Origin of the sequence: Nostoc sp. CmiVER01, from assembly GCF_034531135.2 — a bacterium.
Lineage (GTDB): Bacteria > Cyanobacteriota > Cyanobacteriia > Cyanobacteriales > Nostocaceae > Nostoc.
The window spans coordinates 39,769-64,993 of record NZ_JAVRBU020000031.1 but is presented as its reverse complement, the minus strand read 5'-3'; the positions used below and the strand labels follow the sequence as shown (position 1 = coordinate 64,993).

The window sequence follows — 25,225 nt, the reverse complement described above, 5'->3', positions numbered from 1 at the left end:
GCAAGCGATCGCAGAAGTATTACTGACTAATAAAAATTAGGATATTAATCCTTATATATTTTTGTTTTTTTCTATTGCAAAAGGTGTTAATGAGATTCCATTATTAAATTTATTAATCTTAAGTTCTTTATTGAAAATTGTGAGTTATTGATATTTGGAGATTAAATCCTTGTGTTCAACCTAGTAAATACACAAACAGTTTTAACATTTGATGGGGTAAATGATTATATAGATTTCGGTAGAAACGATATTGGCGGCGTTTTTGCTCAAGGAAGTTCAGCTTTTACGGTTTCCGGATGGATAAATCCACATGAACTAACAAATAAAGCCACTAGTTACGGGACGCGCAATGTATTTTTTGCCCGTTCTTCAGAGAGATTCAGTGACAATTTTGAATTCGGCATCAGTGAAACGGGAAGCCTAGATGTCTACATTGATGAAAGTGTTAGCAAGGGTATTAAAACCTTTGGGCAAGGAGAATTAACTATAGGACAATGGCACTTTTTTGCTATTATTTTTAATAGTGGTCAGCTAACCGTATATCTTGACGAGCGCGAATACAACGATTCTCTCAGAGGTTCATCTTTAAACAAAGCCACAAGTTCTATAACTCTGGGAGCAACGTTACACAAACAAGTCTACTTCAAAGGACAATTAGCAAACATTAGCGTTTGGAATTATCCCTGTACTAAAGCAGAAATACAGATTCATCGTTGTGGGTTAATAGCTGGAGATGAATCAGGATTAGTAGCTTACTGGAAATTAGACGAAGGGCAAGGTACAACTGTCAAAAATCAAACTGGAAAGTCCTACCAAGGAAATTTTCGTGGTAATCCTATTTGGACTTTAGCAGAAATTCCATTTGCAATACAATCATCAAATCCAGTTCCATTCGCAGCAGAATCATCCAATCAAGAAGATATTCAACTTGAAGAAATCCAAACTGAGACAGCAGTTATTCCTGAAGAAAATATCTCACCACTAACTACAAGTTTATTAGCAACAACGGTATCGTTAGTAAGCGACGACGAAAACCAACCAAAGGAAATTCAACAGACAGAAATAAACAGCCAACAATCCGAGATTATTCCAACTGCGATCGCCCTCGAACCACATGCCGAGGAAACCAAAACAGACCAAACTGAAGATCCCATCAATATCCAACAAGCACAAATATTAACTCAGGAGGAATCGCCAGAAACCATGAATACAACAGCCCGTCCCAAATATAAAATACTTTCCATTGATGGAGGCGGTATTCGGGGCATTATTCCGGCATTACTCCTAGCAGAAATTGAAAGGCGGACACAAAAACCTATATTTAGTTTGTTTGATTTAATTACTGGTACTTCCAGTGGCGGAATTTTAGCACTTGGACTAACTAAACCCCGATTAAGTTCCGATGTATCTGATAACTTGCCTGTAGCCCAATACACTGCTGAGGATCTTTTACAGCTATTTCTGGAGTATGGGGTAGAAATATTTTATGAGCCATTGTTTGAAAGAATACTTGGCCCATTAGAGGATATATTTCTCCAGCCAAAATATCCTTCCGAAAGCAAAGAAGAAATTTTCAGAAAATATTTTGATAACGCCCTTATAGAAAATAATCTCAAAGAAGTTTTTGTAACGAGTTATGATATCGAGCAGCGAATTCCGATATTTTTTACAAACCAACTAGAAAAGCAGCAAATAGAATCTAAGAATTTTCAGAAGTTATGTGGCGGTTTTACGCTCCTAGATGCAGCATTAGCAACTAGTGCCACTCCGACTTATTTTGCCCCCCATCGGCTTGTAAACCCCCATAATAGCGGCATCGCCTATACTTTAATCGATGGTGGAGTATTTGCTAATAATCCAGCCCATTTAGCTATTTTAGAAGCACAAATTAGTAGTAAACGAAAAGCCCAAAAAGTTCTCAAAACAGAAGATATTTTAGTAGTTTCTTTAGGTACGGGTTCGCTGACGAGTGTCTACCCTTATAAAGAAGTCAAAAATTGGGGACTCTTACAATGGGGAAGACCACTTTTAAATATTATGTTTGACGGTAGTAGTGAAGTGGTAGCTGGAGAATTAGAACAGTTGTTTGAACCTACTGATAAAGAAGCTCAAAGTTTTTATTATCGCTTTCAAACGTTGTTAGATAGTGAATTAGAAGAAATAGATAATACCAAACTCCAAAATACTCGTCAGTTACAAGCTATAGCCCATCGATTAATATCTAACCAAAGTCAACAAATCGATGAATTGTGTAGTCTTTTGTTGAGCTAAATCAGATTTCTGACATCTTGCACCAGTTAGTTGGTGCAAGATGTCAAACTTTGAATTTCTTCACAAAAGAAATTAATCATGACTCTCTTATACCAATTCACTTAAATTATAAAACAGATATAAACCCTCAAAGGTAAGTATCTCTAAGTTTTTTAATTGCGTTAGTGGAGCGGGGCGTTAGCCCATTGCGAATTGGTATTAGTCATGTTTTCACTTTATAAGGATTGTAGGTAAGTACAATGGATGAACTCGTCAAAAAAATTTCTGGTTTAGGCCTTCCTGGCATACTTTTCGTGATCGCAACGGGTGCATCAGGAGGTAATGTCGCTGCTGTTGTCGCTATGCTTTCAACGCTGGGCGGGCCTTTAGGTCTCTTAGGAGGTTTAGGCTTGCTTGGGTTAGTAGCCGTTCTAGGGGAATATATAGCGGGATTTGGAATTGAAAACATTCTCAAGCTCGTCTATACAGAACGTAGCAAAACTGAATCTGTCAGATTTCTTCTCAAAGAAATTCAAGAATTGCCTATTTCAGATGAGTTAAAACTCAAACTGAAACATCATATCAGCCCAGTAGTCGTTACTGAGCCTGACCAAGGCCCTTTTCCAAGAACAGTCGAAATTGTTGATGACGAACCATTAACCTAGTACCGCAAGGCAAAGGTCACGCATTCAAAAGTCAAAAAGCTTATAATACAAGCTTTTAAACTTATCTAAAAGGAAAAATGGCCTTTGAGTCTAACTTAATTCTCAAAGGTCATTTCAAAATTCCTAGTGTAATTAGTAACGGCTACATTTTTAGAATATGCAAACTCCATCTGTACGCGAGCAAAATACAACAAATCCTTTTTCAGCCTTAATTCAATTTTGGCAGGATGTGAAAGTAGTTGCCGGGCCTTATTGGTATCCAACAAAAGCAGAAGGAAGAGTATTTTCAGATGTGATTCGCTCATGGGTAATGCTCATTATCTTAGTGTTATTAATAGTCGTAATTGTCGCTGCAAATGCTGCAAATAGTTACTGGAATCGCTATGTAATTGACATCGTTATTGAACAGAGAGACCTTGATAAATATAATAGTACTTTATGGCTGTCCAGCTTCATTATTGTCGGGATGGTCTTACTAGTCACTCTTTTGAGATATGTTAGAAAAAAAATAATTATTGACTGGTATAAATGGCTAAATCTTCATGTTTTAGAAAAATATTTAAGCAATCAAGCTTATTATAAAATAAATTTTAAATCTGATATAGATAATCCAGATCAACGCTTATCCCAAGAGATAGAACCCATTACTAGCATTGGTTTGAGATTCTCATCTTCTTTACTAGAAAAATCTTTAGAGATGGGAAGCGCTTTGATAATTCTCTGGATAGTTTCTTCACAAATCGCAATTTATTTAGTTATTTATACAATTATAGGTAATTTCATAGCTGTTTACTTAAATCAAATAATAAATAAAGTTAACCAAGAAGAACTTGCATTTAAAGCAGATTTTGCCTATTGCTTAACTCATGTTCGTAATCACGCTGAATCAATCGCTTTTTTTCAGGGAGAATCTGAAGAATTAAATATAATTCAGCGTCGATTTAATAATGTTTTAAAAACTGCTGAACGCAGACTGAATTTAGAGAGGGGACAAGACGCTTTTGGCAGAGCATATCAGTCTGCCATTAGCCTATTTTCGATGTTTATTCTTACACCTTTATTTCTTCAAGATCAAATTGATTATGGACAAATTAACCAAGCTAGTTTTGCTTGCTTTATGTTTTCTAATGCTTTAGGAGAACTAATAGCTGAGTTTGGGATTTCAGGACGATTTTCTGGCTATGTAAAGCGTTTAGCAGAGTTTTCAGATGCTCTACAAGCTGCTAGTAAACAACCAGAGAACGTCAGTACTATTCAAATTCTAGAAGAAGAACGTTTAGCTTTTGAGAATGTCACTTTACAAACGCCAAATTATGAACAGGTGATTGTTGAAAATTTGTCATTTGCTGTTGGATCAGGCGAAGGGTTATTGATTGTTGGCCCTAGTGGTAGGGGTAAAAGTTCTTTGTTGAGAGCGATCGCTGGTTTGTGGAATGCGGGAACTGGTCGTTTAGTGCGTCCTCCCTTAAAAGAAGTATTATTCTTACCCCAACGACCTTATATTATTTTAGGGACTTTGCGCCAGCAGTTGCTCTATCCTCATACGAATAGGAAAATGAGCGATCGCGAACTTGAACATATTTTGCAACAAGTTAACCTGCAACACTTACTTACCCGTGTAGACGGTTTTGATACAGAAGTTCCTTGGGAAAATATATTGTCTTTAGGAGAACAACAACGCCTCGCTTTTGCACGGCTATTAATTACACATCCTAGTTTCACTATCTTAGATGAAGCAACGAGTGCTTTAGATTTAAACAACGAAGGTAATCTATATCAACAGTTACAATCAACGAAAACAACTTTTATCAGTGTTGGTCATAGAGAAAGCTTATTTAATTATCATCAATGGGTGTTAGAACTTTCACAAGAATCTAATTGGCAACTTGTTTCTGTACAAGATTATCAATTGCAAAAAGGGATTGTTATTAAACCAGTTGAAAAAGAGCAAATTACGATAGATATTTACCCGGAAAATGAACTCAAAATGAAACCAGAATCAACAGCGAACGCCACAATTATAGGACTTTCTCATAAAGAGCTTCAGACATTAACTGACTATTCTCTTACTACGCTCAGAAGCAAGGCTAGTCAACAAAAGTCTGTGACTACTAAGGATGGTGTAACCTACCGCTATAACAAAAACCCGGAAATATTGAAATGGGTAAGAGTTTAGCAACTATTTGTATATTTCAAAATAAGTGATGCTAACTATCAAGCAAAAACAATTAGTTACTTATGAATTTATTACGATTTATGAAACACATTATAGATTTCCTACTTTAAAAAATCCCAAACTAAAAAAAGTTCAAAGAAAAATTAGAACCTGCCAAAGTTTAATTAAAGAAGGTACTAAATATTATTCTTATTTTTGGGGAATAATCAAATGGAAAAAACAAATTAGTCAAGGAGAAATTTTAGCAGAGGTTAAATTATTAATTTCAGATTATACTCAACTTCTGGATTTTTTAGAAAATTATAAAAATAATTATCAAACTTTTTTATTAAATTTTATAGATAACTGGAGAAAATTATTCAACCAAAAATATGATGAAATTAGAAAAGTAAATGAAGAAAGAAGTAAGCTCGAGATAAAAAATAATAACAATTCTCAAATTATTGACAAGTTAAAATGGGAAGAAGAAGAAAATTTAAAATCTATTTTGCTGTTAAGCAATACTAATTTTTTAATTTTAGAAAAAGTAAAGCTACTCAGTGGAGGAATTAAAAATTTAGCGGAAGACACCAAAAATCAAAAGCAAGCTATTCAGAAAATACTTAAAGATATAGAGGTATATCAAGAAATTTATGAATACCAAGTCCAAGCTACAAAAATTCGTCAAGAAATCGCAAAAATAGCTGAAACAGCAATTAATCTAGAAAAGTCTCTACAAGATTACTTTACTCCGTTTCAATCTTTAATAGATGATGTAGTAAAAGTAGATGCAGATTTTTACGCAATTGTAGGAGAAATTCAAAATTTAGCAAGTAGTACTTTAAATTCTCAAGTTAATTTATTAACGATACAAGATACTAGTACTATGTCTCATGATATCCTCAATTTATTAGTGGCAAGTTATGATAAAAAAGATAGACTGCAAGATGCTTTTTTTCAGTCACAATTATTAGATTTACAGTTTCATAACTTTGATTTAGATAAAGATGAAATAACTTTAAATCAAGCGATTTATCTAATATCTAATTATATGTCAACTCAACTAGTTGATCAAAAGAAAGTGTTAGGGATAGAAGAAACAGATATTGTTTCTCCTTCTCCTCAACTTTTTATCGATAAAATAGAATTGGCGGAACAAACTAATAATGATGTTGATATTGAGCTTCCCACAGAATTTAAAAATAATTGGAATATTGATTACAGAAAATTGCAAAACCTTCTTATGCAGTACAAGTGGCAAGAAGCTGATATTGAAACAGCTAAATTAATGCTACAAGTCATGGGCAAGAATGATTGGAATGAAGTTTATAAACAGGATATTATTAACTTTTCATGTGAAGCTTTTCATAAAATCGATCAACTTTGGCAACAATACAGTCATGGTTACTTTGGCTTTAGTATTCAGCAAAGTATTTGGAACGAAATAGGCGGTCAAATAGATTATGAAACAGAAAAAAAACTTGGCGATCGCCTGGGTTGGCGAAAAGAGGGAAACTGGTTAAATTACGACCAACTAACTTTTAAATTATCCCCGACGACACCGATGGGACATCTACCAGTTAAATGGTTACATTATGACCAAAAGATATTAGACATACCTTCATATTCATCTACAGATCCGTTGTCAATGGCCGCTTGGCGAGTTGGATCTTGGCTAGTATGGCAAATGCACTTATTTTTTACTCGTGCCAAAACTTGTCATGAAACTTTACCATGAGTAAATTGCACATTATTTAATAATAAGGGAGAAAGCCAATGAATAATATGAACCTATCTGATACAGAAATAGAAATGTTACTTTTTGGAAAATGGCGTTTTAATACAAATTGGGAAAAAATTTCTATTGAATTTAAAAATAATATGACTTATGAGCAAACTAGAATTCAAACGTTTCTTTTATCTAAACCCAGCGAATTTATTACGGGTAATAAATTTACTGGCGTATGGCACGTAAATGATAGAAGATTATGTTTAATTGTTAAAACTGTTCCTAAATCATTTTTCAATTTGCAATTACTGATATTATCTAAAGTCGATTTAGCAGATATGATAGCTAGTATCTACTCTATATTTATAACAGAGAATTATGAAGTTATTGAAATTGATAAATCAAAATTTTTAATAAGCAACAATAATCAGAGAATTACTGGTATAAAAATCAATTAATACTTTTTTACTTCTTGTAATATTAACTTAACAAATATAGATAACAACCTAGTACCGCAAGGCGGAAGTCAAAAGTTCACACTGAGCGGAGTCGAAGTGTCAAAAATCAAAAGTTAATAGTGTTATGGAATAAGCTCTTCAGGGCTTTTCAATCGTCTGCTTATTTACGTCGTGCTGTACTAGTTTAGTGCCACTAAGGCTAACTATGACTTGAATTTAACTTTTTTTACCCTATTTATCCTTTTGAATGGTTGGGCTTTCTGATAATGTGCATACCTAAAATTTTTAAAGTACTATTATTATGGCGGATAGTAAGTGATGTTAACTCTTGACCCAACAGATAAAAGCTACCCATAATACTAACACAATTGTACAGTCCATTTTTTGGACTGTTAAGCGTTATTGTTGCATTCCTTCGATTATTTGCTCCTTTAAGTATTAAAATACCACCAAAATTAAAACTACCCGATGCAATTAATTTACTACTATTAACGCTAGCCGTGATATTGGCAAAGGTGTAGCCTAAAAACTTGAGGCTTCCTGCAATACTACCAGAATTATTGATATTACCATTAGTTCCTTTGCTGAGAGTGACTGTAGCGCCGTTGAAAGCTAAAACGCCAAAATTGAAATTACTTGTAGCTTGAAATCCGCTCTCGTTGAGGCTGATACCTAACGCGATGAATTGTTTACCTAAGAGAATAATATCGCCTAAACCAAAAACCTTTTTATTAGTTAAATCAAGTTTAAAACTAGGAACATTGAGCTTTATAACATTGCCTAAATTAAGAGCTACATTATTAATTGAAACGTTCTGAGCGTTAAATGATAAAGTGCCGCTACCCAAAGATTGATTAAAAGCAATAATATTTGCTGTTCCTGCTGCGCTTTGATTCTTCAAGTTAACTGTGAGCTTCGGAATAGTCAAAGTTAAGAAACCTACTAAATTCAACCGAACATCCCTCAGATTGACAGTATTTTGAGTAACATCAAACATAATGCCTGCTAGGGTATTACCAAAAACTGAAATTGTTCCTAAACCACTACCACTACCAGATTTTATATCGATACTCAGGGCATCAACATCAATACTTAACAGATTGCCTAAACTCAGGTCAAAGTTTTTAAAGATAGTATTGGTAGGAGTAATTTTAAATTCAACATTCGCAATTTCGTTGTCAAGAATTTCTAGATAACCATCTCCTTGAAGATACTGCTCACTAGGCGTTACCTTTAAAGATAAATCTAAACTATCGTCATCTGTTCCCTTAACTTTCAGAAATTCTAAATCAATTTCCATAACTTTTAATGAACCAGAGATATTATTAAAAGTTTTATCTCCTTGAAGGATTAGGATTGCCTCATGCCCCCAAGCATTAAGTTTGCCATTAATTTCTAAACCTTCTGATATCGCTTGAGCCGCAATTCTTGTCGGAAAAGGAACATACTTAATTAAAGGATTAATTTTTCCGTCTCCATCCCCATCAATTGATTCGATGTTTAAGTTTACTAAGCTTTCTAAAAAACCTAGTGCTTTGTTAACTAAATCGGTTGAATAACCTACTTGTTTGCTAAGAAAGGAAGTGACTGGCCCCTGCCACAAATCTATTAAGCTAACCGCTTGCTTGGGATTTAAAATTAAAGCTAATCTTTCAGGATCATTAGTGTCTATCAGAAAAGCTACCTCAAGCTCTGTTTTATCCCATTTCAAATCACCAATGAAGCCAAAATTATCAAAGTAAGGAGGTAAATACGTTCCGCCTCCTTGAAACCTGATATTGCGAAGTTCAGTTCCTACCAATCCATAGGGATTATACCAAGATTTTTCACCTTGTTGACAAAAGTATGCTGTTAAAGATTCGGGTTCGAGAGACAGACTACCAGAGAGCAATAACTTAGGTTCTTTTTCTTGGGTGGGATCGTAGCCTTGAAGAATTAAATTTCCAGTTAATCCAAAGTTTGGCTCTAAATCAGCACCAATATTTAATCCTATAAGTAAGTTATTAAAAGTAGCCTGAAATTGTTGCTGAGAAAATAGCTGAATATCGCCTGCAATATTACTTGTTAAGCTAACCTGTCCTGCCGGATTAAAGTTAATTATCGCTCCTAAGCACCCAATTCCTAAGCTTCGATGAATAAAACTGCTGAAATTTGTCTGGAGATTGTCGAAATCAATATTTCCAATAAAGTTGAATCCTTTGCTTAACTTAATACAACCTAATTTTGAATGTATGAAATCATGTTCAGTATCAGTGATAATTAGCTCTGGGTTGCTTAATTTTAAATCGTTAATAATAGGAAATTTACTCGCTATATTGCTAAAAATTAAATCTTCATTTAATTTATATTTTAATGTGGTTTGCTTGCCAAAAAGTAACTCAATTTCTTGTTTATTTAGTAATCCTTTAAAACTGATTTCAAATTCTGGAGAAATTTTATTAATTATATATTTTGGTGAAGATATTCTAATTTCAGGTTTCCCAAATACTTCAACAATGATTCTATCAAGTACCACATTTATGTATGGAACTGTACTATGGATGCTAAAAATCTTGTCTAAATTTAAATGCAATTTATGGTCAAAATCTAAATAAGTTTCTGAAATTGAGGAGACTAAATTTACATTATCTAAAAAATCAAGTTTTAATTTTATAGCATTAGGTAAGGTAACTATTGCGAAATCAATGCTATTAGCCATAAGTAAGTTGATGTAAATGTGTTTAACAGATTGGTTTAGAGGTTATTTATAGCAAAGCGTTTATAAACTCAATTCAAGGCTTTGCTGGCAAATCGTATTCTCAAAAAATTTTTCAATACCAATTCGTCAGAACTAGATGTGAAAGTTTCCTTGAATTTAGTAGAGCAACGTAGCCAAATTATAGCTAAAACAGCCACATCACTGAGTTAAAAGAATCGTCAAGTATCACAAAAATTTATCCACAGGTGAAAACAGTTGTTAGTCACAATCGACTACCAGTGAAGGTGCTGAAGTTGGATGTGCATCGCTTCAATGGTCAATTGCGCCTAAAGCTTTCAGGGTAGCTCTTTGAGCCACTATTAACCCGGTTGCCCCTTGAATATTCATCCCTTCATACAGGCGATTGACCATCAAGGTGTTAATACAGCATCCTGTCTGCACATCCCAAAGCTTGATCGTGCGATCATCACTACAAAATAAGATTTGACCATCACAGCTAAAGATAACTGACCGAACCCAACCGCTATGCCCCGCTTGCAGATCCCATAGTCGAATGGTTTGATCAACACCGCCACTTGCCAGGGTATTACCTTGAGGACTGATGGCAACCGTCCAGACGGCTCCTGTATGCCCTAGCAAAACCTGCAAACATTCTCGTCTGTCTCACCTGCTTATCTCGAAGCCACGGTCAACGTTGCCGCCGTAGCACGCCATCATGGTGTTGAGGCCTTCGTGAATATGTCGCAGATGACGGTGACGTAGATGAGCATCACCGAGACCACCCCAAGTCCGCAGCACAAGCTGCACTGGCTTGCAGAACAGACATTGGCTTGGTCGGGGCTGCCGGTCGTCACAGTGGGGCCGACGGTCTTCCTTGAGGGCTTCTTCCTGCGTCTGGCTGCTGCTGGCATCCGGGACAATGATGAACTGGCACTACCGTTAGGTAACATTCTCGTGCAGTTTCTTCATTTTTTGGTCGATATATTTGGCTATTTCTAATGGAATATCGTCTTTAAAGGATTTGATCGCTTCCCCGATCCCCGCAATTTTACTCTTCTTATAAAAGATAAGCTTCTGGGCGAGTTAAAAACAGTTAAATTAACAATTATTTTGTCCCAGAACAACTCCAAAGTGAGCCAGATGTCTTACCCACTTGTTCTATATCGACCCTATCCTCACTGGGCCGATGCTTATCAGATCAATTTGGGCGATCGCTTTGATTCTTGGCTTCAACCAGGGCAACCTGTTGAGTATGAAATTTGCATTGAACAAAATACCCGTTCCGGAGTCACCTATACATCTGGAATGGAAACGTCATTAAATTTGCATCAAATTTAGTTTACGCTGAATACGAGTGTAGTGCAAAAGTTTTTAGCTTAATAGCAAGGACAAACATTGCACATTGTGTATTAATACACAACAGATGAATACAGATATTTTGAAATACCCTTTCAAGGATAATTCTGGTTATACATAACAGCTTACACGGAGAACTTAATATGACATCTCCAGAAACGATTACATGGCTACAAGAACGGACGAGTTTAGGAATTCTCTCATCTGAGGTGTTAAATGCGATCGCTCAAGTAATTGAAGAACAAGTAGTGAGTGCCGAAACTGACTTAGTTAGCGAAGGCACTCCTCCAGAAGCCCTTTATATTCTTGTAGAAGGTCAACTTGAAAGCAATAGCACCAATCAAACCAACCCAGCCTTAGCTTGTGGATTCCTCCCTGGAGCAGTGATTGAACTCAAAGAATTGCTGTTGGATGAATTAACTCCATTCACAATTACTACGGTGACAGATTGTCATTTGTGGGTTGTGCCTGGTGATAAATTCCGTGAATTAGCCACCCAATACCCTGAAATTGCTCAGGCTTTTTCGCGTCAATTGGCTCAAGAATTAGCTCAGGCAACATCTGCACTTGGCTATGAACAAGAACGCTCCGTAGCTTTGCGACCATATTTAGTTACCAAAGCCCAACGGGGAATTGTTGGTACGAGTCGCTATGCAGTAAGACTGCGGGAGCAAATTCGAGAAGCGGCGGCTGACCGCAAATCAGTGGATATTTTTGGAGAACCAGGGTTAGAAAAAGACAATATAGCAGCCCTCATCCACTTTGGTTCTCCAAAACGCCGAGAACCAATTATTAAAGTAAATTGCGGTATTCTGCAAACTAGCGGTGCAGATTTATTCGGTCGCGCTGGCGGTAAACCAGGATTGTTGGAATGGTTGGGAGAAGGTACTTTAGTTCTCAACAACATCCAAGAATTACCTGAAGAATTATTACCTCCGGTGACGCAGTTGCTCAAAACTGGCACATATACCCCCGTCAGTCGTGCAGGAGAAGCAGCACCTGAACCTCGTCCCAGCAAAGCCAGAATTCTGATTGTTTCCGAAAAAACTCAGCCGACAATTGAACGCTGTATTGGTCACATTATTAAAGTACCACCGCTACGGGTGCGGAAAGCTGATATTCAGGCACAAGTTGAATACTATATTAGCCTTTACACTCGAGCTAGAGGCGTTCCCAAACCCCACATCACCCCAGAAGCTTTACGTCGCCTCCAGTCTTATGATTTTCCTGGCAATCTTAAGGAATTAAAAAATCTGGTAGAAAGAGCGATCGTGCAAGCAGAGGGTGCTAATGAATTAACAGAAGAAATTTTCTGGCCAGCCGAAACGAAGAAAAAACGATTTCGGGTGAATCTGTTAAATGCCTATCCTCGTTTGCGGCGGTTTTTGCGTAGTCCCTGGTGGCCCGATCGCACTAACTATGGTTTTACTGCAACGGCTTTTGCAATTATAGTTGCAGTCTTATTTATTGGGCCGCAAACCCGCGATCGCAATTTCGTATTAAATCTATTTTGGGCTTGGTGGTGGCCTTTCTTCCTATTTCTCTTTCCCTTTTTGGGGCGTATCTGGTGTTCTGTTTGTCCCTTCATGATTTACGGGGAAATTACCCAAAAGTTATCTCTCTGGCTGTGGCCTCGAAAACTTAAGCGTTGGCCCAGAGAGGAAGCTGAGAAATGGGGCGGATGGTTCATGTTTGGTTTGTTCACCCTAATTTTCTTATGGGAAGAACTCTGGCATTTAGAAAATACCGCTTATCTGAGCGCTTGTTTGCTGCTATTAATTACGGCTGGGGCGATGATCTTCTCTGCTCTTTTTGAGCGGCGATTTTGGTGTCGTTATCTCTGTCCCATCGGCGGCATGAATGGTTTATTTGCCAAACTCTCAATGACGGAACTCCGCGCCCAGCAAGGTATTTGTTCTGCCAGTTGCACCACGTATCAGTGCTATAAAGGTGGGCCACAAAAGGGCGAAGGGATGGAAACTAATGGATGTCCCTTATATTCCCATCCAGCGCAATTAGAAGATAACAGAGATTGCGTACTGTGCATGACTTGCCTGAAAGCCTGTCCCCATCGTTCCGTTGAGTTTAACTTGCGTCCCCCTGGAATTGAACTGTGGACAACTCATGTACCCCGCACCTATGAAGTAGCATTATTGTTGTTGCTGTTGGGTGGGATATATCTGCATCGCTTGCCAGAGTTGCAATCTTGGTTGGGGTTACAACTGGATTTAACTCAGTTTTGGCAGCACTTGGGATTATCGCTGCTAGTGTTAATCATCCCAGCGATTTTTACCTTTGGGGTTTATGGCTTGCTGCAAGTGTTCAACTTTAACCGCAAGTCTCGATCATTTGTAGAACTTACCTATGGCTACCTACCATTAGTGTTAGGGGGAAACTTGGCTCACTATCTGCGTTTAGGTTTAGGTGAAGGTGGACGGATTTTACCCGTAACCTTTGCTACCCTTGGTTTGAGTGGTGAACAATTGCCAATATTGGTTGCTCATCCGGCTGTCATTGCTTTTTTGCAAGGTACAACGATAATATTTTCAGTGTTAATGACTATGTTATTAACGCAAAAGATTGCCAAGCAGCCAGTGCGATCGCTCATGCCGCAACACCTAGCAGCAATCGGTTTGGGAGTTAGCATCTGGGCAATTATCGTGTTTTGAGCTTCACATATAGCGATCGCGATAATACGGTTCGGTTAACATCCTTATATCTCGAAGATCCCCCCTTTTTAAGAGGGTCGCCGCAGGCGGGGGGATCTTTTTTACAAGACGGTGCGCGAATGGCGATCGCAGATATTTTACCAGACACAATTAAGGCTAAAACTCTTTATCAATATTCAAGAACTGCCTTTCTTCTATCCAAAGTCAATTTTTTAAGGTAGACGCAAAGAAAAGTAAGTAATTTTAGTTGAATTGTATTGACCTATACATTAAATTTTGTGCCTTTTTCAACTGGATAGTTATTTCTGTCTTCTTACAGTAGTCAAATAAATATATTTTTAACTACAATATTAACTTCATTCTGGAATTTAGCTTTTCTACTGTGTAATTACACGTAGAATAACAAATCTAGAACTTTTAATAACTTGCAGATAACAAACTAATGACACAACCTAACTCGCAAGACAAAAATAGTTTTCTTTACCCTCGTAGCCGATATTATGGTAATTTCCAGCCAGAAACTTTAGCTTTTAATGCCAACCTCCAAGAATTTGCCCAAAAAATTAGTTACATTACTTGCCTAGAAACAGGTGGAAAGCTGTCTCCAGAAGAAGCTTACGAGCAAATTAAGGCGCTTTGGAAACAGTTAAAACATAGCAAAAAGGAATTGGCTATTGGCGAAAATAAAGAAATTTAAGCTTTTCCCAAAATGCACGAACTATTGTTCAAGCAACTTTATGTGATTTTACTCTCACTAGACTCAAAAAAGGAGGTTAGCCCAGCTTCCATCCTCATATATATTCTTGGAAAAATTTTGTATCCAAGCTTACAATTCCTTTTAAAGAACGGGGGATTTAGAGGGTATAAAACGTTTTACTACCAAGAATAGGACTTTTAAAACATCCTTTAAGGTTTAATTTGAGATTGCTATATATAATGAATTACCAGGCAATCATCATATTATGTCGCGCCAAAAAAAGCCAATTGGATGTGGATGTGCTAATATTCCTTTCTCTGTAATCATAGTTATTTTAGGAGGTGGTTATTGGTGGTTCAGTCAGAAAGAAAATCTAGATATCAGCAAGCTTTTACCTAAGAACCAACAAATAAATATTCCAATTTTGAATCCGTCTCCAACTGCTTCTTCAACCCCTACTGTTTCTCTCTCAAGTATTCCCAATCCCATTTTAAATAATAACCAAGCTTCGGTAAAAACAATACAAAATCAAAAAGCATCATTACCTCCAACTCTTTGGGAGAAAAAAGTAATTAGAGGCATTTATTTAACTCGCTACCAAATCACCAACAATGCCGATGAGCAAACAATTAGTGAAAGAGTTCGTTACTATCACTCTCAAGGAATTAATACAATTATTTATGGTGTTTGGGGGAATGGCTGTACGATGTACAATAGCGAAGTTATGCAGCAAACTCTAGGCTATAAAAGTTGTTAAAACCAGTTTCAAGAGCAATGGTTAAATTGGTTGATTGTTGAAGCGCATAAACAAGGAATGCAAGTTCACGCTTACTTTGAGAAGGGGATTAAAATAGATAAAAATAGTCCCATTTTTGATTTAGCGATCGCCAAAAAATGGATTGTCCCAGAAGTGTATAAAACCTACTCTGGAATCGATCATTATGTTCTGGATGTGGAGATTACTGAAGTTACTAATTTTTTTAAAAATATTTTAGTAGAATTTTGTACAGTGACAAATTAAATGGCGTTGAGACAAATTCGTGTCATCAAGCTAAGCCTTATCTACTTTAGGCTTGCGACAATTTGTGTTGATACAGCCTGTAAGTTCCCTGTGCTGCTTCTAAGCTTAACGCTAGAGAGTACAAGCTTCACACCCTCAATGACATTAATTTGGCATAGCGACAAATAAAAAGTCACTGTACAGATACAGGCATCTCACACGTTTGACAAGAAAAATTAATGGATACAGATGGTAAGCTAGAAAGTACATAACAGTTAAATCGATGATGTCCCATGAATGTTGTCACACCAAAACGATTTACTATTGACGAATATCATCGGCTGATTGAACTGAAATTTCTAAAGGAGAGCGATCACATCGAGTTGATTCGCGGAGAACTAATTCAGATGGTAGCCAAGGGCACACCTCATACAGTCTGCGGTTCTATCTTATGCCGCCAATTGGATCGGTTGTTGGGCGATCGCGCCGTGATTCGCGGACAAGATCCGATTACTTTGCTTTCGCAAAGTGAACCTGAACCAGATGTGGCGATTGCACGCGGTAAAGATGAAGATTATCTCGCACATCATCCTTATCCTGAAGATATTTTTTTAGTGATTGAAATTTCGGACTCAACCTTAAATTACGACCAAACAACAAAGTTAGAAATCTACGCAGAAGCCGGAATTTCTGATTATTGGATTGTCAACTTAAATATTCGCCAACTTGAGCGTTACAGCCAACCGTATCAAAATGCTCAAGATGAATTTAATTATCTCAGCAAGCAGATATCTTTACCACATCAGTCAGTAGCGATTCCTGGATTTGAAGATGTTTTATTAGACTTGAATCGGGTATTTCCCACAGTTGTAAATGCCTAGAAATACGCAATTTCCCATTTCACACCCAACAGTTGAAACGTTGCAATCCAGCGTCTCTTAAGCTCGACTTTATCCATTTTTTTGCAACGCTCAAGCTGACGCTGAAAGCTTTGTCGGATGGTAGTTCTACTTTTTCGATTTCACCGATAATCAGTCACATGAGAAAAGTTTTTGCCAAAAAGCTAGGGTTTTGCCGTATCAAGAGAACCAAGTTCTTAATTTTGGATAAAGTCGAGCTTAGTGTCTGTAAATTCGAGTATCATTCCTGTAAATGGAGGATTTAACGAAAATCTCTGCGCCTTGAGTTGGTTGAGTTTTTGAAGGCAACCCGGACAGCTAGTAATTGAGTCATCATTCTTCCTCGCTGACGTATTACAAAAATAATCTACATTACTACATTATCTCATTTCGGCAGAACTAGCATCAAATACTGCGATGGCTTGATAGTACTTCAGTAGATGGCTAGGCAATATATTCTTTGAGCAAGTCATCATTACTCAATTGGTGGGCATCAAGAAGATTAGTGGACAAAATAGACTGCCCGGATTGTTATTTTTGAGTGGGGCATCCGCGACTTTGAGCAAATGGCTTGACAGGTTACAGGATATGGTTACTGGTGATGGAAGAAGTAGCGTAGGCGCAGCCCGTGTAGACATCGCTCTTACGAGGCATAGTCATTGCCTTGCCTCGTCAATTGATTCTCACGAGTCAGGGATAAAAGTGGAATCATTTTGTCAATAAGGTTCACAAATGAAACTAATCTCAGCAATATGTCTTATTGACAATAGATGAAAACAGAGCTTTAGACCGAACAACGATAATTCAAGGCTTTTAAGGATTTCTTATCCTGAACTCAGGTTATTTACAATTGGACTTTGGACGAATGACAGATGTTGATATAGGCTCAGATGGTTTGTTCGCAGTTGATCATCCACAGTGTTCCAAACTGATCGGTCAACATGCCTTCACCGCGATGACCAGAACGTTTGCGCGATCGCCATCTTCACCTTGCCGTTTTCTGCTAGAGCGTGAAAAAGCCGTTCTGCCTCAGCGATTTCAGGAACGCTAATTTGTACGTAGAAACCTTGCGGGGTTTCAAAGTATCCTGGTGGGCAGTCAGATCCCATCAGGAGGCGATCATCTAGTTCAAGGCAAGCGTGCATGATTTTGTCCTGCCATTCTGGTGAGACATTTTCGGTAGAAGGTGCTTCTTTGTGTGTCATCATCATAGTCATCTTGCCACCCAGACATTGTTCATAGAACTTGAACGCTGCCTCACAGTTGCCGTTGAACATCAGGTAAGAATTGAGTTGCATTGATTTCTCCTTTTGTAATCGACTCTGCGTTTTGATGAGCGGATCGTTCGCACATGAACATCATTTGTGCGGTTGCTGATGACCAAAGAGGCAGGGGAGCAGGGAGCAAGGGAGAAAGATACTGGAGTTCTACTGCCACAAGGGTTTCAAGCCCCTAAATTTATTTATACTCCAAGTAAAAACATTTATTTCGATAGCGCCGGCGGCAAGCGAGTCCGCGAGCGTCGACGCGAAGCGCGTTCGCCTTTGGCGTCTCGTAGAGAGAAATAATACGTCCTTGTTCCAGAGCAACTAAATTTATTTATGGGGTTCTCCCCCCTGCCCCCCGCCCCCTGCCCCTTGTCCTCTTCGCTGACGTTACTCTTGCTGCTGCGTTTCAAGTTGAGCACGAATGCGGTCTTCCTGCTCCCTTAAGGCGGGTGTCAGGACTTCACCAAAATCCTCTGCCTCGAATACGGGACGAATCTCAATCTCGGAGTCTCCTGGCATAGGGTTAGGGCAGCGCTTTACCCAAGCAACTGCCTCTTCCATTGAGTTCACCTGCCACAGCCAGTACCCTGCCACTAGCTCCTGCGCTGGAGTGAAAGGTCCCTGGGTGACGGTGCGATCGGTTCCTGAAAAGTGAACTCGCACCCCTTTCGAGCTAGGATGAAACCCCTCAGCAGCGAGCAAGATACCTGCCCTGGCTAATTCTTCGTTGTACTGCCCCATTTCAGTTAAAAGCTGTTCGCTCGGCATGACCCCAGTTTCGGAGTCTTGGGTTGCTTTGACAAATACCATGACTTTCATTGTGAAATCTCCTGTTGAATGGTTTTGAGTTAGATTGCGAGGGGTTGAGTGTCAATACTGCACGCTTTGTGCATTTTCAACTCGGCATTGGGTTTGGGGTAAAGGTTAAAGGGTAAAGGGTAAAGGTTTTTTCTTTCCCCTTTTCCCCAAAACCCGACAAGTATTGGGTTGGGTGTGCTGATTAGCACAAAGCGCAACTCCGAAGGAACCGCTAATCAGCAGCGACACGTTTGAGTTCATCAATCTCGATCTTCTTCATTTGCAGCATGGTAGTGGTCACTTTTTGAGAGGTTGCCGCATCGGAGTGGTTGAGTAACTCAATCAGAATGCGAGGAATAATTTGCCAGGAGACACCGTATTTGTCTTTGAGCCAGCCGCATTGCTGTGCGGTTTCATCCCCACCGACAGACAATTTTTGCCAGTAATCGTCCACGTCTGCCTGAGTATCGCAAAAGATTTGGAAGGAAATCGCCTCGTTAAATTTGAAGGTCGGACCACCGTTGAGTGCTGTGAACGGCTGACCATCAAGTTCAAAGCTGACAGTCATGACAGCTCCGGCTGGTTTTCCGTGAATTTCCTGTCCAGCGTCTCCATATCGACTGACGTGGACAATTTTGGAATTGCGAAAAATCGATGTATAAAACTGAGCGGCGGCTTCGGCTTGATCATCAAACCATAAACAGGGAGTGATTTTGGAATTGTTTTGCATGAGGGTTCTCTTTGAGTTCAAGCGGTTAAGGACGGTTAACAAGAAGGGTGTGGGGTGTAGGCTGTAGGGTGTAGGGAAGACTGTATTGGTCGGGGCTTGAACCCCCACCAATGCTATTGTCTTGACTCATACGGGGCTTGTAACCAAGAGTGTTGTTGGGGCTAAATATTCACTACACCCCACACCCCACACCCTATACCCCGCCCCAACGGGGCTTGGTCAGGGCTGTGCTGGTAGTCCCGCAACTTCGATGACAGGACGGATTTCGACGGTGCCGACTTTTGCACCTGGGATGCGGGTGGCGATCGCAATGGCTTCATCCAAATCCTGAGCATTAACGAGGAAGAATCCACCCAATTGTTCGCGGGTTTCGGCAAATGGCCCATCGGTCACGAGTGATTTGCCATCACGGACTTGGACACTGGTTGCGGTTGCAACAGGATGGAGTGGAGCCGTCGCCAGAAATTGTCCTTGAGTATGCAAGTGCTGGGCGAGTTGGGCAGATTCCCCATAGCAATGCTCCCGCTCGGTGTCGCTCATGGCGTTTTCGTCCATATAAATCAGCAGCAAATATTTCATTGGGTTGCCTCCTTTGTGATTAAGTCGAACGGGAATTGTCCAAATCGACACCTGAGTGCAAAAATTTTGTTTAGTACAATTGAACTTTATCGAACAGAATTCAGGAGTCAGGAGTCAGAATTCAGCATGAATTCTGTACGGCTGGCGGATAGCGACGCGCAAAGCGAGTCCGCGAGCGTCTTGATTCTGACTCCTGAATTCTGACTTCTGAATTCTTCTTCAAGTCTTTTTGTCAAAGGTATGGCTTCAATCCCAAAAACAGATGTGGCTCAAGCAATTGCTGCCCTTTATCGAACTGAATGGGGGCGCATTGTCGCTATCTGATTCGGCTGGTCGGAGATTTTGATGTAGCTGAAGAAGCTGCACAGGCAGCATTTACAGAGGCAGTGAATCAGTGGGAAAGCGACGGTATTCCTGATCGTCCCCGTGCTTGGATTATCCGAACTGCCGGGTACAAGGCGATCGATCGCCTCCGACGACGTACAAAACTGACCGAAAAACTGGAGTGGTATGCGGCATCTGGCTTAATTCCATCCACTGAAGAACCAACCTATGACAATACTTGTCGGGTTTTGGGGAAAAGGGGAAAGAAAAAACCTTTAACCTTTTCCCCAAACCCAACTCCGAGTTAAAAATCCAAAACCCGAGCAGTATTGCAACCTATGACAGTGATGAAATTGGAGACGATCGCCTGCGATTAATCTTTACCTGCTGTCACCCGGCGCTGGCACATCTACAGATTGCTGAGGTGTTACCTCTGGTAGAGGAAGCGTTGCTCTTTGGAACCAGAGTGTATGCTCTGCAAGCGGCGATCGCCGCCCTCCATTGTCAGGAAACCCGCGCCGAAGAAACAGACTGGGCGCAGATCGTGCGGCTCTATGAGATGTTGGAACGCTTGCAGCCCTCACCCATTGTGGCCTTGAACCGAGCAGTGGCGATCGCAATGGCAGACAGTCCTCAAGCCGCATTTGGACTGATTGATCGCCTTGCTCCAGAACTGGACAGCTATCATCTCTTTCATGCCACCCGTGCAGATTTATTCCGGCGTGTTGGAGCATTAGAGGAAACGACCCAGAGCTATACACGGGCACTAGAATTAGTGACAAATGACAGTGAGCGTCGTTTCCTGGAACGTCGGTTGCGCGAAGTTCAACCTAACATTCAGTCCGGCTAAGGGTTTACAACAGTTTAAAGCGCCAGGCATCCATGATGCCGTTGAAAAAAAATGAAAAATCTTCTAACAGGGTGAACTTGTAACTTAACAAAAGGCAAAAGAAGACAAGTCGGCTTAGTACTTTAGTACTGTTATAATCCAATCGTTTCATCAAGTTGTGTTAGGGTGCAGCAAATCACCGATCGGCTCTCTGGCACATCCACATCCACCTCAACTGATAGAGGATTTCGACATGGATAACAATCCCAGCATTCTCTCGCATGTTTCGATTGGTACTAATGATTTTGAACGAGCGATCGCCTTCTATGATGCTGTGTTGCCAACATTGGGCTGTAAGCGATTTATGGAGCATCCGGGGGCGATCGCCTATGGCAAACAGTATCCCGAATTTTGGGTGGGAACTCCCTTCGACGGGCAACCTGCAACGGTTGGCAATGGAACTCACATTGGTTTTATTGCTCCTACAAAAGAAGCAGTCTACGCCTTCTATGAGGCAGCATTAGCGGCAGGAGGTAAAGACGATGGTGCCCCCGGTGGCAGACCCGATTATAGTGAGCCGTATTACGGCTGCTTTGTGCGCGATCCAGATGGACACAAAATAGAAGCCGCCTTCTGGGATGAGCAGCTTGAGCAGCAACTCAACCAGAACAATGGTTGACCAGAGAATGACTCATTTTTAGAGGCAAGATAACACTATGGAATTTCATCGAGGTCGCCTGATTGACCATGTTCATCTACGGATATCAGATTGATAAGTTGTTTATACAGAATTCGTGGTAAGTAATAAAAGTACTGTCAAAGAAACTGTATGCAAAGGGTATAACCCAGAACTAGTACTCTGCCAACCCAAAAATGCTGGGTGAGAGCTGGGGAAAGGAAAAAGGGAAAAGGGTAAGGGATTTAAAACCTTTACCCTGCTAAGTTCCCTTGGCGAACTACTAGCGATGTACATAATATTTACAGGCTTTAAAAGTATGGCTAAGGTAACAATTTCAATTGGGCTAACTGATGCAGAAGTCAAAGCTTTATCGGCAATGCAGATTTTTGAAGTTTAAATTGTAATCCTCCTTGCACATAATGTACAAAGAGGATTCAAGACCCCTAATTAGCAATGCTGATGATTGCAATTATTGGAATCTAGCTACAAACTTGCAGACATATCTTAGATTCTGTTTGATTAAGCAACGATCTCAAAGTTTATAGCTCTTAATACAGGTGGTGTTGTGGATGCATTGTTATCGTTATCAATGTTAGCAAACAGACTACCTGTGCCAAAGCCTGGCGATGTCAAGTTTTGGTTGAAGTACAAATTGCCAGTTCCAAAGCTGTAAGTAATGATTCCAGAGCTAGTTGCAGCAGCTGCATCAGTAGCTACTATCCTAATATCGGACAGATTGTTGAGTCCGACGAAACTTGTCCGAGACAGAACAATTCTGTCAAAATTGCGGCTGAAGTCAGTAATTTCATCTACGCCTAAACCACCAGCACTATATTGAGCGCCTGAGTTGAATACGAAGCGATCGCTACCACTACCGCCTGTTAGGATATCATTACCAGCGCCACCCCTTAAGACATCACTACCAGCATCACCATTAAGGACGTCATTGCCAGCCCCACCATAGAGGCTGTCACTGCCGTTACCGCCAAAGCCGCTTAATGATGTAGTTGTGCCACTACCATCAAGAGAGTCATTTCCAGCACCGCCTGTAAAGCTGACTGCACCGACGCTAGTTCCCGCTAGGTCGTTAACATCAAGAATGTCATCGCCTCCGCCACCATTGATTCCAAACCTCTCTGCACTATCTACAGTCAGGGTGAAAGGAACTAGGTTGAGCCGATCAAAGATTGCTCTTCCTTGGGCATCTTGTTCTAGGCGGAAGGTATCTCCAGCAGTTGCGGCACCGTTGACCTCAACCACGTCATCACCAGCATTACCACTGATTCTGTCGCTACCGTCACCGTTGTTCCAGATGAGTCGGTCGTTGCCTGCTCCGCCAGTGAAAGTATCGTTGCCACGATCTCCAATTATGGTATCGTTTCCGCTCCCACCGGATAGAAAGTCGATACCATCGCCACCTCGTAGCAAGTCATTATCAGCGTCACCAATTAAGGTGTCATTTCCAGTTCCACCAATTAGGGTGTCATTACCAATTCCACCAGAGGCAGTTAAGGGTGTTGATGTGCCACTACCATCAAGAGAGTCATTGCCAGCACCGCCTGTAAAGCTGACTGCACCGACGCTAGTTCCCGCTAGGTCGTTAACATCAAGAATGTCATCGCCTCCGCCACCATTGATTTCAAACCTCTCTGCACTATCTACAGTCAGGGTGAAAGGAACTAGGTTGAGCCGATCAAAGATTGCTCTTCCTTGGGCATCTTGTTCTAGGCGGAAGGTATCTCCCGCAGTTGCGGCACCGTTGACCTCAACCACGTCATCACCAGCATTACCACTGATTCTGTCGCTACCGTCACCATTGTTCCAGATGAGTCGGTCGTTGCCTGCTCCGCCAGTGAAAGTATCGTTGCCACGATCTCCAATTATGGTATCGTTTCCGCTCCCACCGGATAGAAAGTCGATACCATCGCCACCTTGTAAGAGATCATTGCCAGTGCCACCTCGTAAGGTGTCATCACCAGCGCCACCATTAAGGGTGTCATTTCCACCGAAACCATTAAAGTTATCAGAAGCGGCATCACTAGTACCTATATCTGCTCTATTGGTTGGTCCTGGGTCTGGGGTCCAAATTACTGCCATGATGATCCTCCTAATTCTGGATTTCTAAGTGAATAATGAGCTACTAGTAGTTCAGTTTTAAGAAAAGTATGAAAATACTAGTGTTTCTCCAAAGCTTTTACTTTCTGTGCCAATGCCAAAATTGTCTGCTGCTGTTCTTGAACAACTTTGGTTAGTACCCCTACAATATCCATAGAACTAAGTCTTTTTCTATCAGGGGTTGCTACAAGCTCTGGAACATCTTCAGCGATAAAGCCAACATGTTGTACTTTTTCTGTGTCAGCTTTGTACTTGAACTTGACAGGGCTTAGGTTAGCTAGTGTCTCAAGTGCTTCTTTACTGGAAAGTTCAGTAATATTTTCCTTCAATTCTCTGGATGACCCCTGGGCGAATACACCAGTGATTGAGAGATTGCCAGTTGTAGTCAAGGTCATCACATTACCCCTGACTGCTGGGTTAAAGAAATTCATCACGTTGTTGGAACCACCAGTAGCGATATCCCAAGCGGATTTACCAAACGTCGAGAACCGCAATCGGGCGAAATCGTTATTATTAGTCTGTACGATAGTAACTTGAGGATTATTACTTGAAGCTACACGAACCTCAGCGAATGTTCCAATTGTCTGTGCTTGTGCTGGCTCATTACCAACAACAAGGGGAAGACCCTTGGCGGCGGCGGCTCCAGCAATGAATGCACCACTTGCCTTAAGAATTTGACTGCGAGAGAACTTATCAGTCACGGTGATATACCCCGGTTTCTTAGTTGTGGGTTTCTTTAAAACTGCTAGTGTAGAGCTTAAAAATTAGATGCCCTGACAGTAAAGCTTACAGTCATGAAGAACTTGACTTATAATTTGTCGCTGCGGTCAAATAATTCGTCGCTCTACACCTGAATCTAAATTAAGCTTTTAATAAGAAAAACACAGTCCGAAAAAGACTTTAATAGTATGAAGTCGAAAAGAAAATTCAAATTGATTGGTATTATTTAGTCACAAAAAGTCTGTTTTGTTGTAGAACAACAAATTATTTGACCAGAGCAACAGATTGTTTGTCATCAATCCAAATCCTTGTTTGTGGATTTTAGCTCCAGTTCACAGGAATCATTAGTCTCAAACCAAGTGCGTAAACCCTGCTGAAAGTAGGTCACTTCCAAAAATAGACATATTTCCCGTTTATATTCCCTAGTTAAATACTTATCATCAATTGGGTCAAAATTACGAACTTTGACTTTTAATGTTTTAAAATGTTCAAATTCTTGACGTTCTAACGTACTTGAATAAACTTCATATAATAAATCGTGAAGTGGTCGGTTCAATTCGAGTATTAATCCGCTACCTAAACGCAAACTCTCTTCCTTCGTTAAGGC

At 40.0% G+C, this 25,225-nt stretch carries 23 protein-coding genes and 1 pseudogene; 15 read left to right on the top strand and 9 right to left on the bottom strand.

Translation table 11 applies throughout. The annotated features are described in order from the left end of the window. The first annotated feature begins 171 nt into the window (after nt 1-171). The 5 genes from RMZ43_RS34025 to RMZ43_RS34005 all read left to right on the top strand — a co-directional run bounded on the left by RMZ43_RS34025 (nt 172) and on the right by RMZ43_RS34005 (nt 7,257). Nucleotides 172-2,271, top strand: a complete 2,100-nt coding sequence (locus tag RMZ43_RS34025; RefSeq protein WP_322648171.1) for a patatin-like phospholipase family protein — start codon at nt 172-174, stop codon at nt 2,269-2,271. Between the two features lie 239 nt (nt 2,272-2,510). Then, nucleotides 2,511-2,915 carry a hypothetical protein gene (locus RMZ43_RS34020; RefSeq protein WP_322648170.1) on the top strand — a complete coding sequence of 135 codons (405 nt, stop codon included), beginning with the start codon at nt 2,511-2,513 and terminating at the stop codon, nt 2,913-2,915. Between the two features lie 157 nt (nt 2,916-3,072). Continuing rightward, a complete protein-coding gene (locus RMZ43_RS34015) occupies nt 3,073-5,091 on the top strand; it encodes an ABC transporter ATP-binding protein/permease (RefSeq protein ID WP_322648169.1) in 2,019 nt (672 codons plus the stop codon). Between the two features lie 28 nt (nt 5,092-5,119). Then, a complete protein-coding gene (locus tag RMZ43_RS34010; protein WP_322654372.1) occupies nt 5,120-6,808 on the top strand; it encodes a GUN4 domain-containing protein in 1,689 nt (562 codons plus the stop codon). A gap of 38 nt (nt 6,809-6,846) precedes the next feature. Next, on the top strand, nt 6,847-7,257 hold the full coding sequence (locus RMZ43_RS34005; protein WP_322654373.1) for a hypothetical protein: 411 nt from the start codon (nt 6,847-6,849) through the stop codon (nt 7,255-7,257). Between the two features lie 235 nt (nt 7,258-7,492). Here the strand turns inward: RMZ43_RS34005 and RMZ43_RS34000 are convergent, their stop codons facing one another. After that, complete coding sequence (locus RMZ43_RS34000) at nt 7,493-9,955, bottom strand: hypothetical protein (protein WP_322654374.1); 2,463 nt, start codon at nt 9,953-9,955, stop codon at nt 7,493-7,495. Between the two features lie 309 nt (nt 9,956-10,264). Next, nucleotides 10,265-10,603 (bottom strand): WD40 repeat domain-containing protein, encoded by a 339-nt coding sequence (locus tag RMZ43_RS33995; protein WP_322654375.1) that lies wholly within the window; start codon nt 10,601-10,603, stop codon nt 10,265-10,267. Between the two features lie 114 nt (nt 10,604-10,717). Between RMZ43_RS33995 and RMZ43_RS33990 the strand changes: the two genes are divergently transcribed. The 7 genes and pseudogenes from RMZ43_RS33990 to RMZ43_RS33960 all read left to right on the top strand — a co-directional run bounded on the left by RMZ43_RS33990 (nt 10,718) and on the right by RMZ43_RS33960 (nt 16,558). Further along, entirely contained in the window at nt 10,718-10,954 is a 237-nt protein-coding gene (locus RMZ43_RS33990) for a hypothetical protein (RefSeq protein ID WP_322654376.1), read from the top strand. Between the two features lie 141 nt (nt 10,955-11,095). Further along, nucleotides 11,096-11,293, top strand: coding sequence for a hypothetical protein (locus RMZ43_RS33985; RefSeq protein WP_322648164.1), 198 nt, complete (start codon nt 11,096-11,098; stop codon nt 11,291-11,293). A 161-nt stretch (nt 11,294-11,454) separates the two neighbouring features. After that, a complete protein-coding gene (locus tag RMZ43_RS33980) occupies nt 11,455-13,980 on the top strand; it encodes a cyclic nucleotide-binding domain-containing protein (protein WP_322654377.1) in 2,526 nt (841 codons plus the stop codon). Further along, complete coding sequence (locus RMZ43_RS33975; RefSeq protein ID WP_322654378.1) at nt 13,977-14,201, top strand: hypothetical protein; 225 nt, start codon at nt 13,977-13,979, stop codon at nt 14,199-14,201. The genes RMZ43_RS33980 and RMZ43_RS33975 overlap by 4 nt, the downstream gene beginning before the upstream one ends. 221 nt (nt 14,202-14,422) lie before the next feature. Then, nucleotides 14,423-14,677 (top strand): DUF7219 family protein, encoded by a 255-nt coding sequence (locus RMZ43_RS33970; protein WP_322648162.1) that lies wholly within the window; start codon nt 14,423-14,425, stop codon nt 14,675-14,677. Between the two features lie 265 nt (nt 14,678-14,942). Further along, nucleotides 14,943-15,680 (top strand): annotated as a pseudogene (locus tag RMZ43_RS33965) (family 10 glycosylhydrolase); the annotation flags it as partial. Between the two features lie 290 nt (nt 15,681-15,970). Next, nucleotides 15,971-16,558 carry a Uma2 family endonuclease gene (locus RMZ43_RS33960; RefSeq protein WP_322654381.1) on the top strand — a complete coding sequence of 196 codons (588 nt, stop codon included), beginning with the start codon at nt 15,971-15,973 and terminating at the stop codon, nt 16,556-16,558. Nucleotides 16,559-17,523: 965 nt separating this feature from the next. Here the strand turns inward: RMZ43_RS33960 and RMZ43_RS33955 are convergent. From RMZ43_RS33955 to RMZ43_RS33940, 4 genes are all read right to left on the bottom strand, one after another. Further along, nucleotides 17,524-17,874, bottom strand: a complete 351-nt coding sequence (locus RMZ43_RS33955; protein ID WP_322654382.1) for a VOC family protein — start codon at nt 17,872-17,874, stop codon at nt 17,524-17,526. Nucleotides 17,875-18,231: 357 nt separating this feature from the next. After that, nucleotides 18,232-18,663: a YciI family protein gene (locus RMZ43_RS33950; protein ID WP_179076994.1), complete on the bottom strand. Its 432-nt coding sequence runs from the start codon at nt 18,661-18,663 to the stop codon at nt 18,232-18,234. A gap of 211 nt (nt 18,664-18,874) precedes the next feature. After that, nucleotides 18,875-19,372: a VOC family protein gene (locus RMZ43_RS33945; RefSeq protein ID WP_322654383.1), complete on the bottom strand. Its 498-nt coding sequence runs from the start codon at nt 19,370-19,372 to the stop codon at nt 18,875-18,877. A 219-nt stretch (nt 19,373-19,591) separates the two neighbouring features. Next, nucleotides 19,592-20,002: a YciI family protein gene (locus RMZ43_RS33940; protein WP_322654384.1), complete on the bottom strand. Its 411-nt coding sequence runs from the start codon at nt 20,000-20,002 to the stop codon at nt 19,592-19,594. A 248-nt stretch (nt 20,003-20,250) separates the two neighbouring features. Here RMZ43_RS33940 and RMZ43_RS33935 point away from each other — a divergent pair, with 248 nt between their 5' ends. The 3 genes from RMZ43_RS33935 (at nt 20,251) to RMZ43_RS33925 (ending at nt 21,783) form a co-directional block, all read left to right on the top strand. Continuing rightward, a complete protein-coding gene (locus RMZ43_RS33935; RefSeq protein WP_322654385.1) occupies nt 20,251-20,583 on the top strand; it encodes a sigma factor in 333 nt (110 codons plus the stop codon). Continuing rightward, nucleotides 20,514-21,125: a hypothetical protein gene (locus tag RMZ43_RS33930; RefSeq protein WP_322654386.1), complete on the top strand. Its 612-nt coding sequence runs from the start codon at nt 20,514-20,516 to the stop codon at nt 21,123-21,125. The genes RMZ43_RS33935 and RMZ43_RS33930 overlap by 70 nt, the downstream gene beginning before the upstream one ends. 232 nt (nt 21,126-21,357) lie before the next feature. Next, nucleotides 21,358-21,783 carry a VOC family protein gene (locus RMZ43_RS33925; protein ID WP_322654387.1) on the top strand — a complete coding sequence of 142 codons (426 nt, stop codon included), beginning with the start codon at nt 21,358-21,360 and terminating at the stop codon, nt 21,781-21,783. A 519-nt stretch (nt 21,784-22,302) separates the two neighbouring features. Here RMZ43_RS33925 and RMZ43_RS33920 read toward each other — a convergent pair. The 3 genes from RMZ43_RS33920 to RMZ43_RS33910 form a co-directional block, all read right to left on the bottom strand. Beyond that, the gene (locus RMZ43_RS33920; RefSeq protein WP_322654388.1) at nt 22,303-23,880 is read right to left on the bottom strand and encodes a calcium-binding protein; all 1,578 of its coding nucleotides are present in this window, start codon (nt 23,878-23,880) and stop codon (nt 22,303-22,305) included. A gap of 77 nt (nt 23,881-23,957) precedes the next feature. Then, complete coding sequence (locus RMZ43_RS33915) at nt 23,958-24,599, bottom strand: tail fiber domain-containing protein (protein WP_322648151.1); 642 nt, start codon at nt 24,597-24,599, stop codon at nt 23,958-23,960. Between the two features lie 314 nt (nt 24,600-24,913). Next, nucleotides 24,914-25,174 carry a hypothetical protein gene (locus RMZ43_RS33910; RefSeq protein ID WP_322648150.1) on the bottom strand — a complete coding sequence of 87 codons (261 nt, stop codon included), beginning with the start codon at nt 25,172-25,174 and terminating at the stop codon, nt 24,914-24,916. Nucleotides 25,175-25,225: the final 51 nt, after the last annotated feature.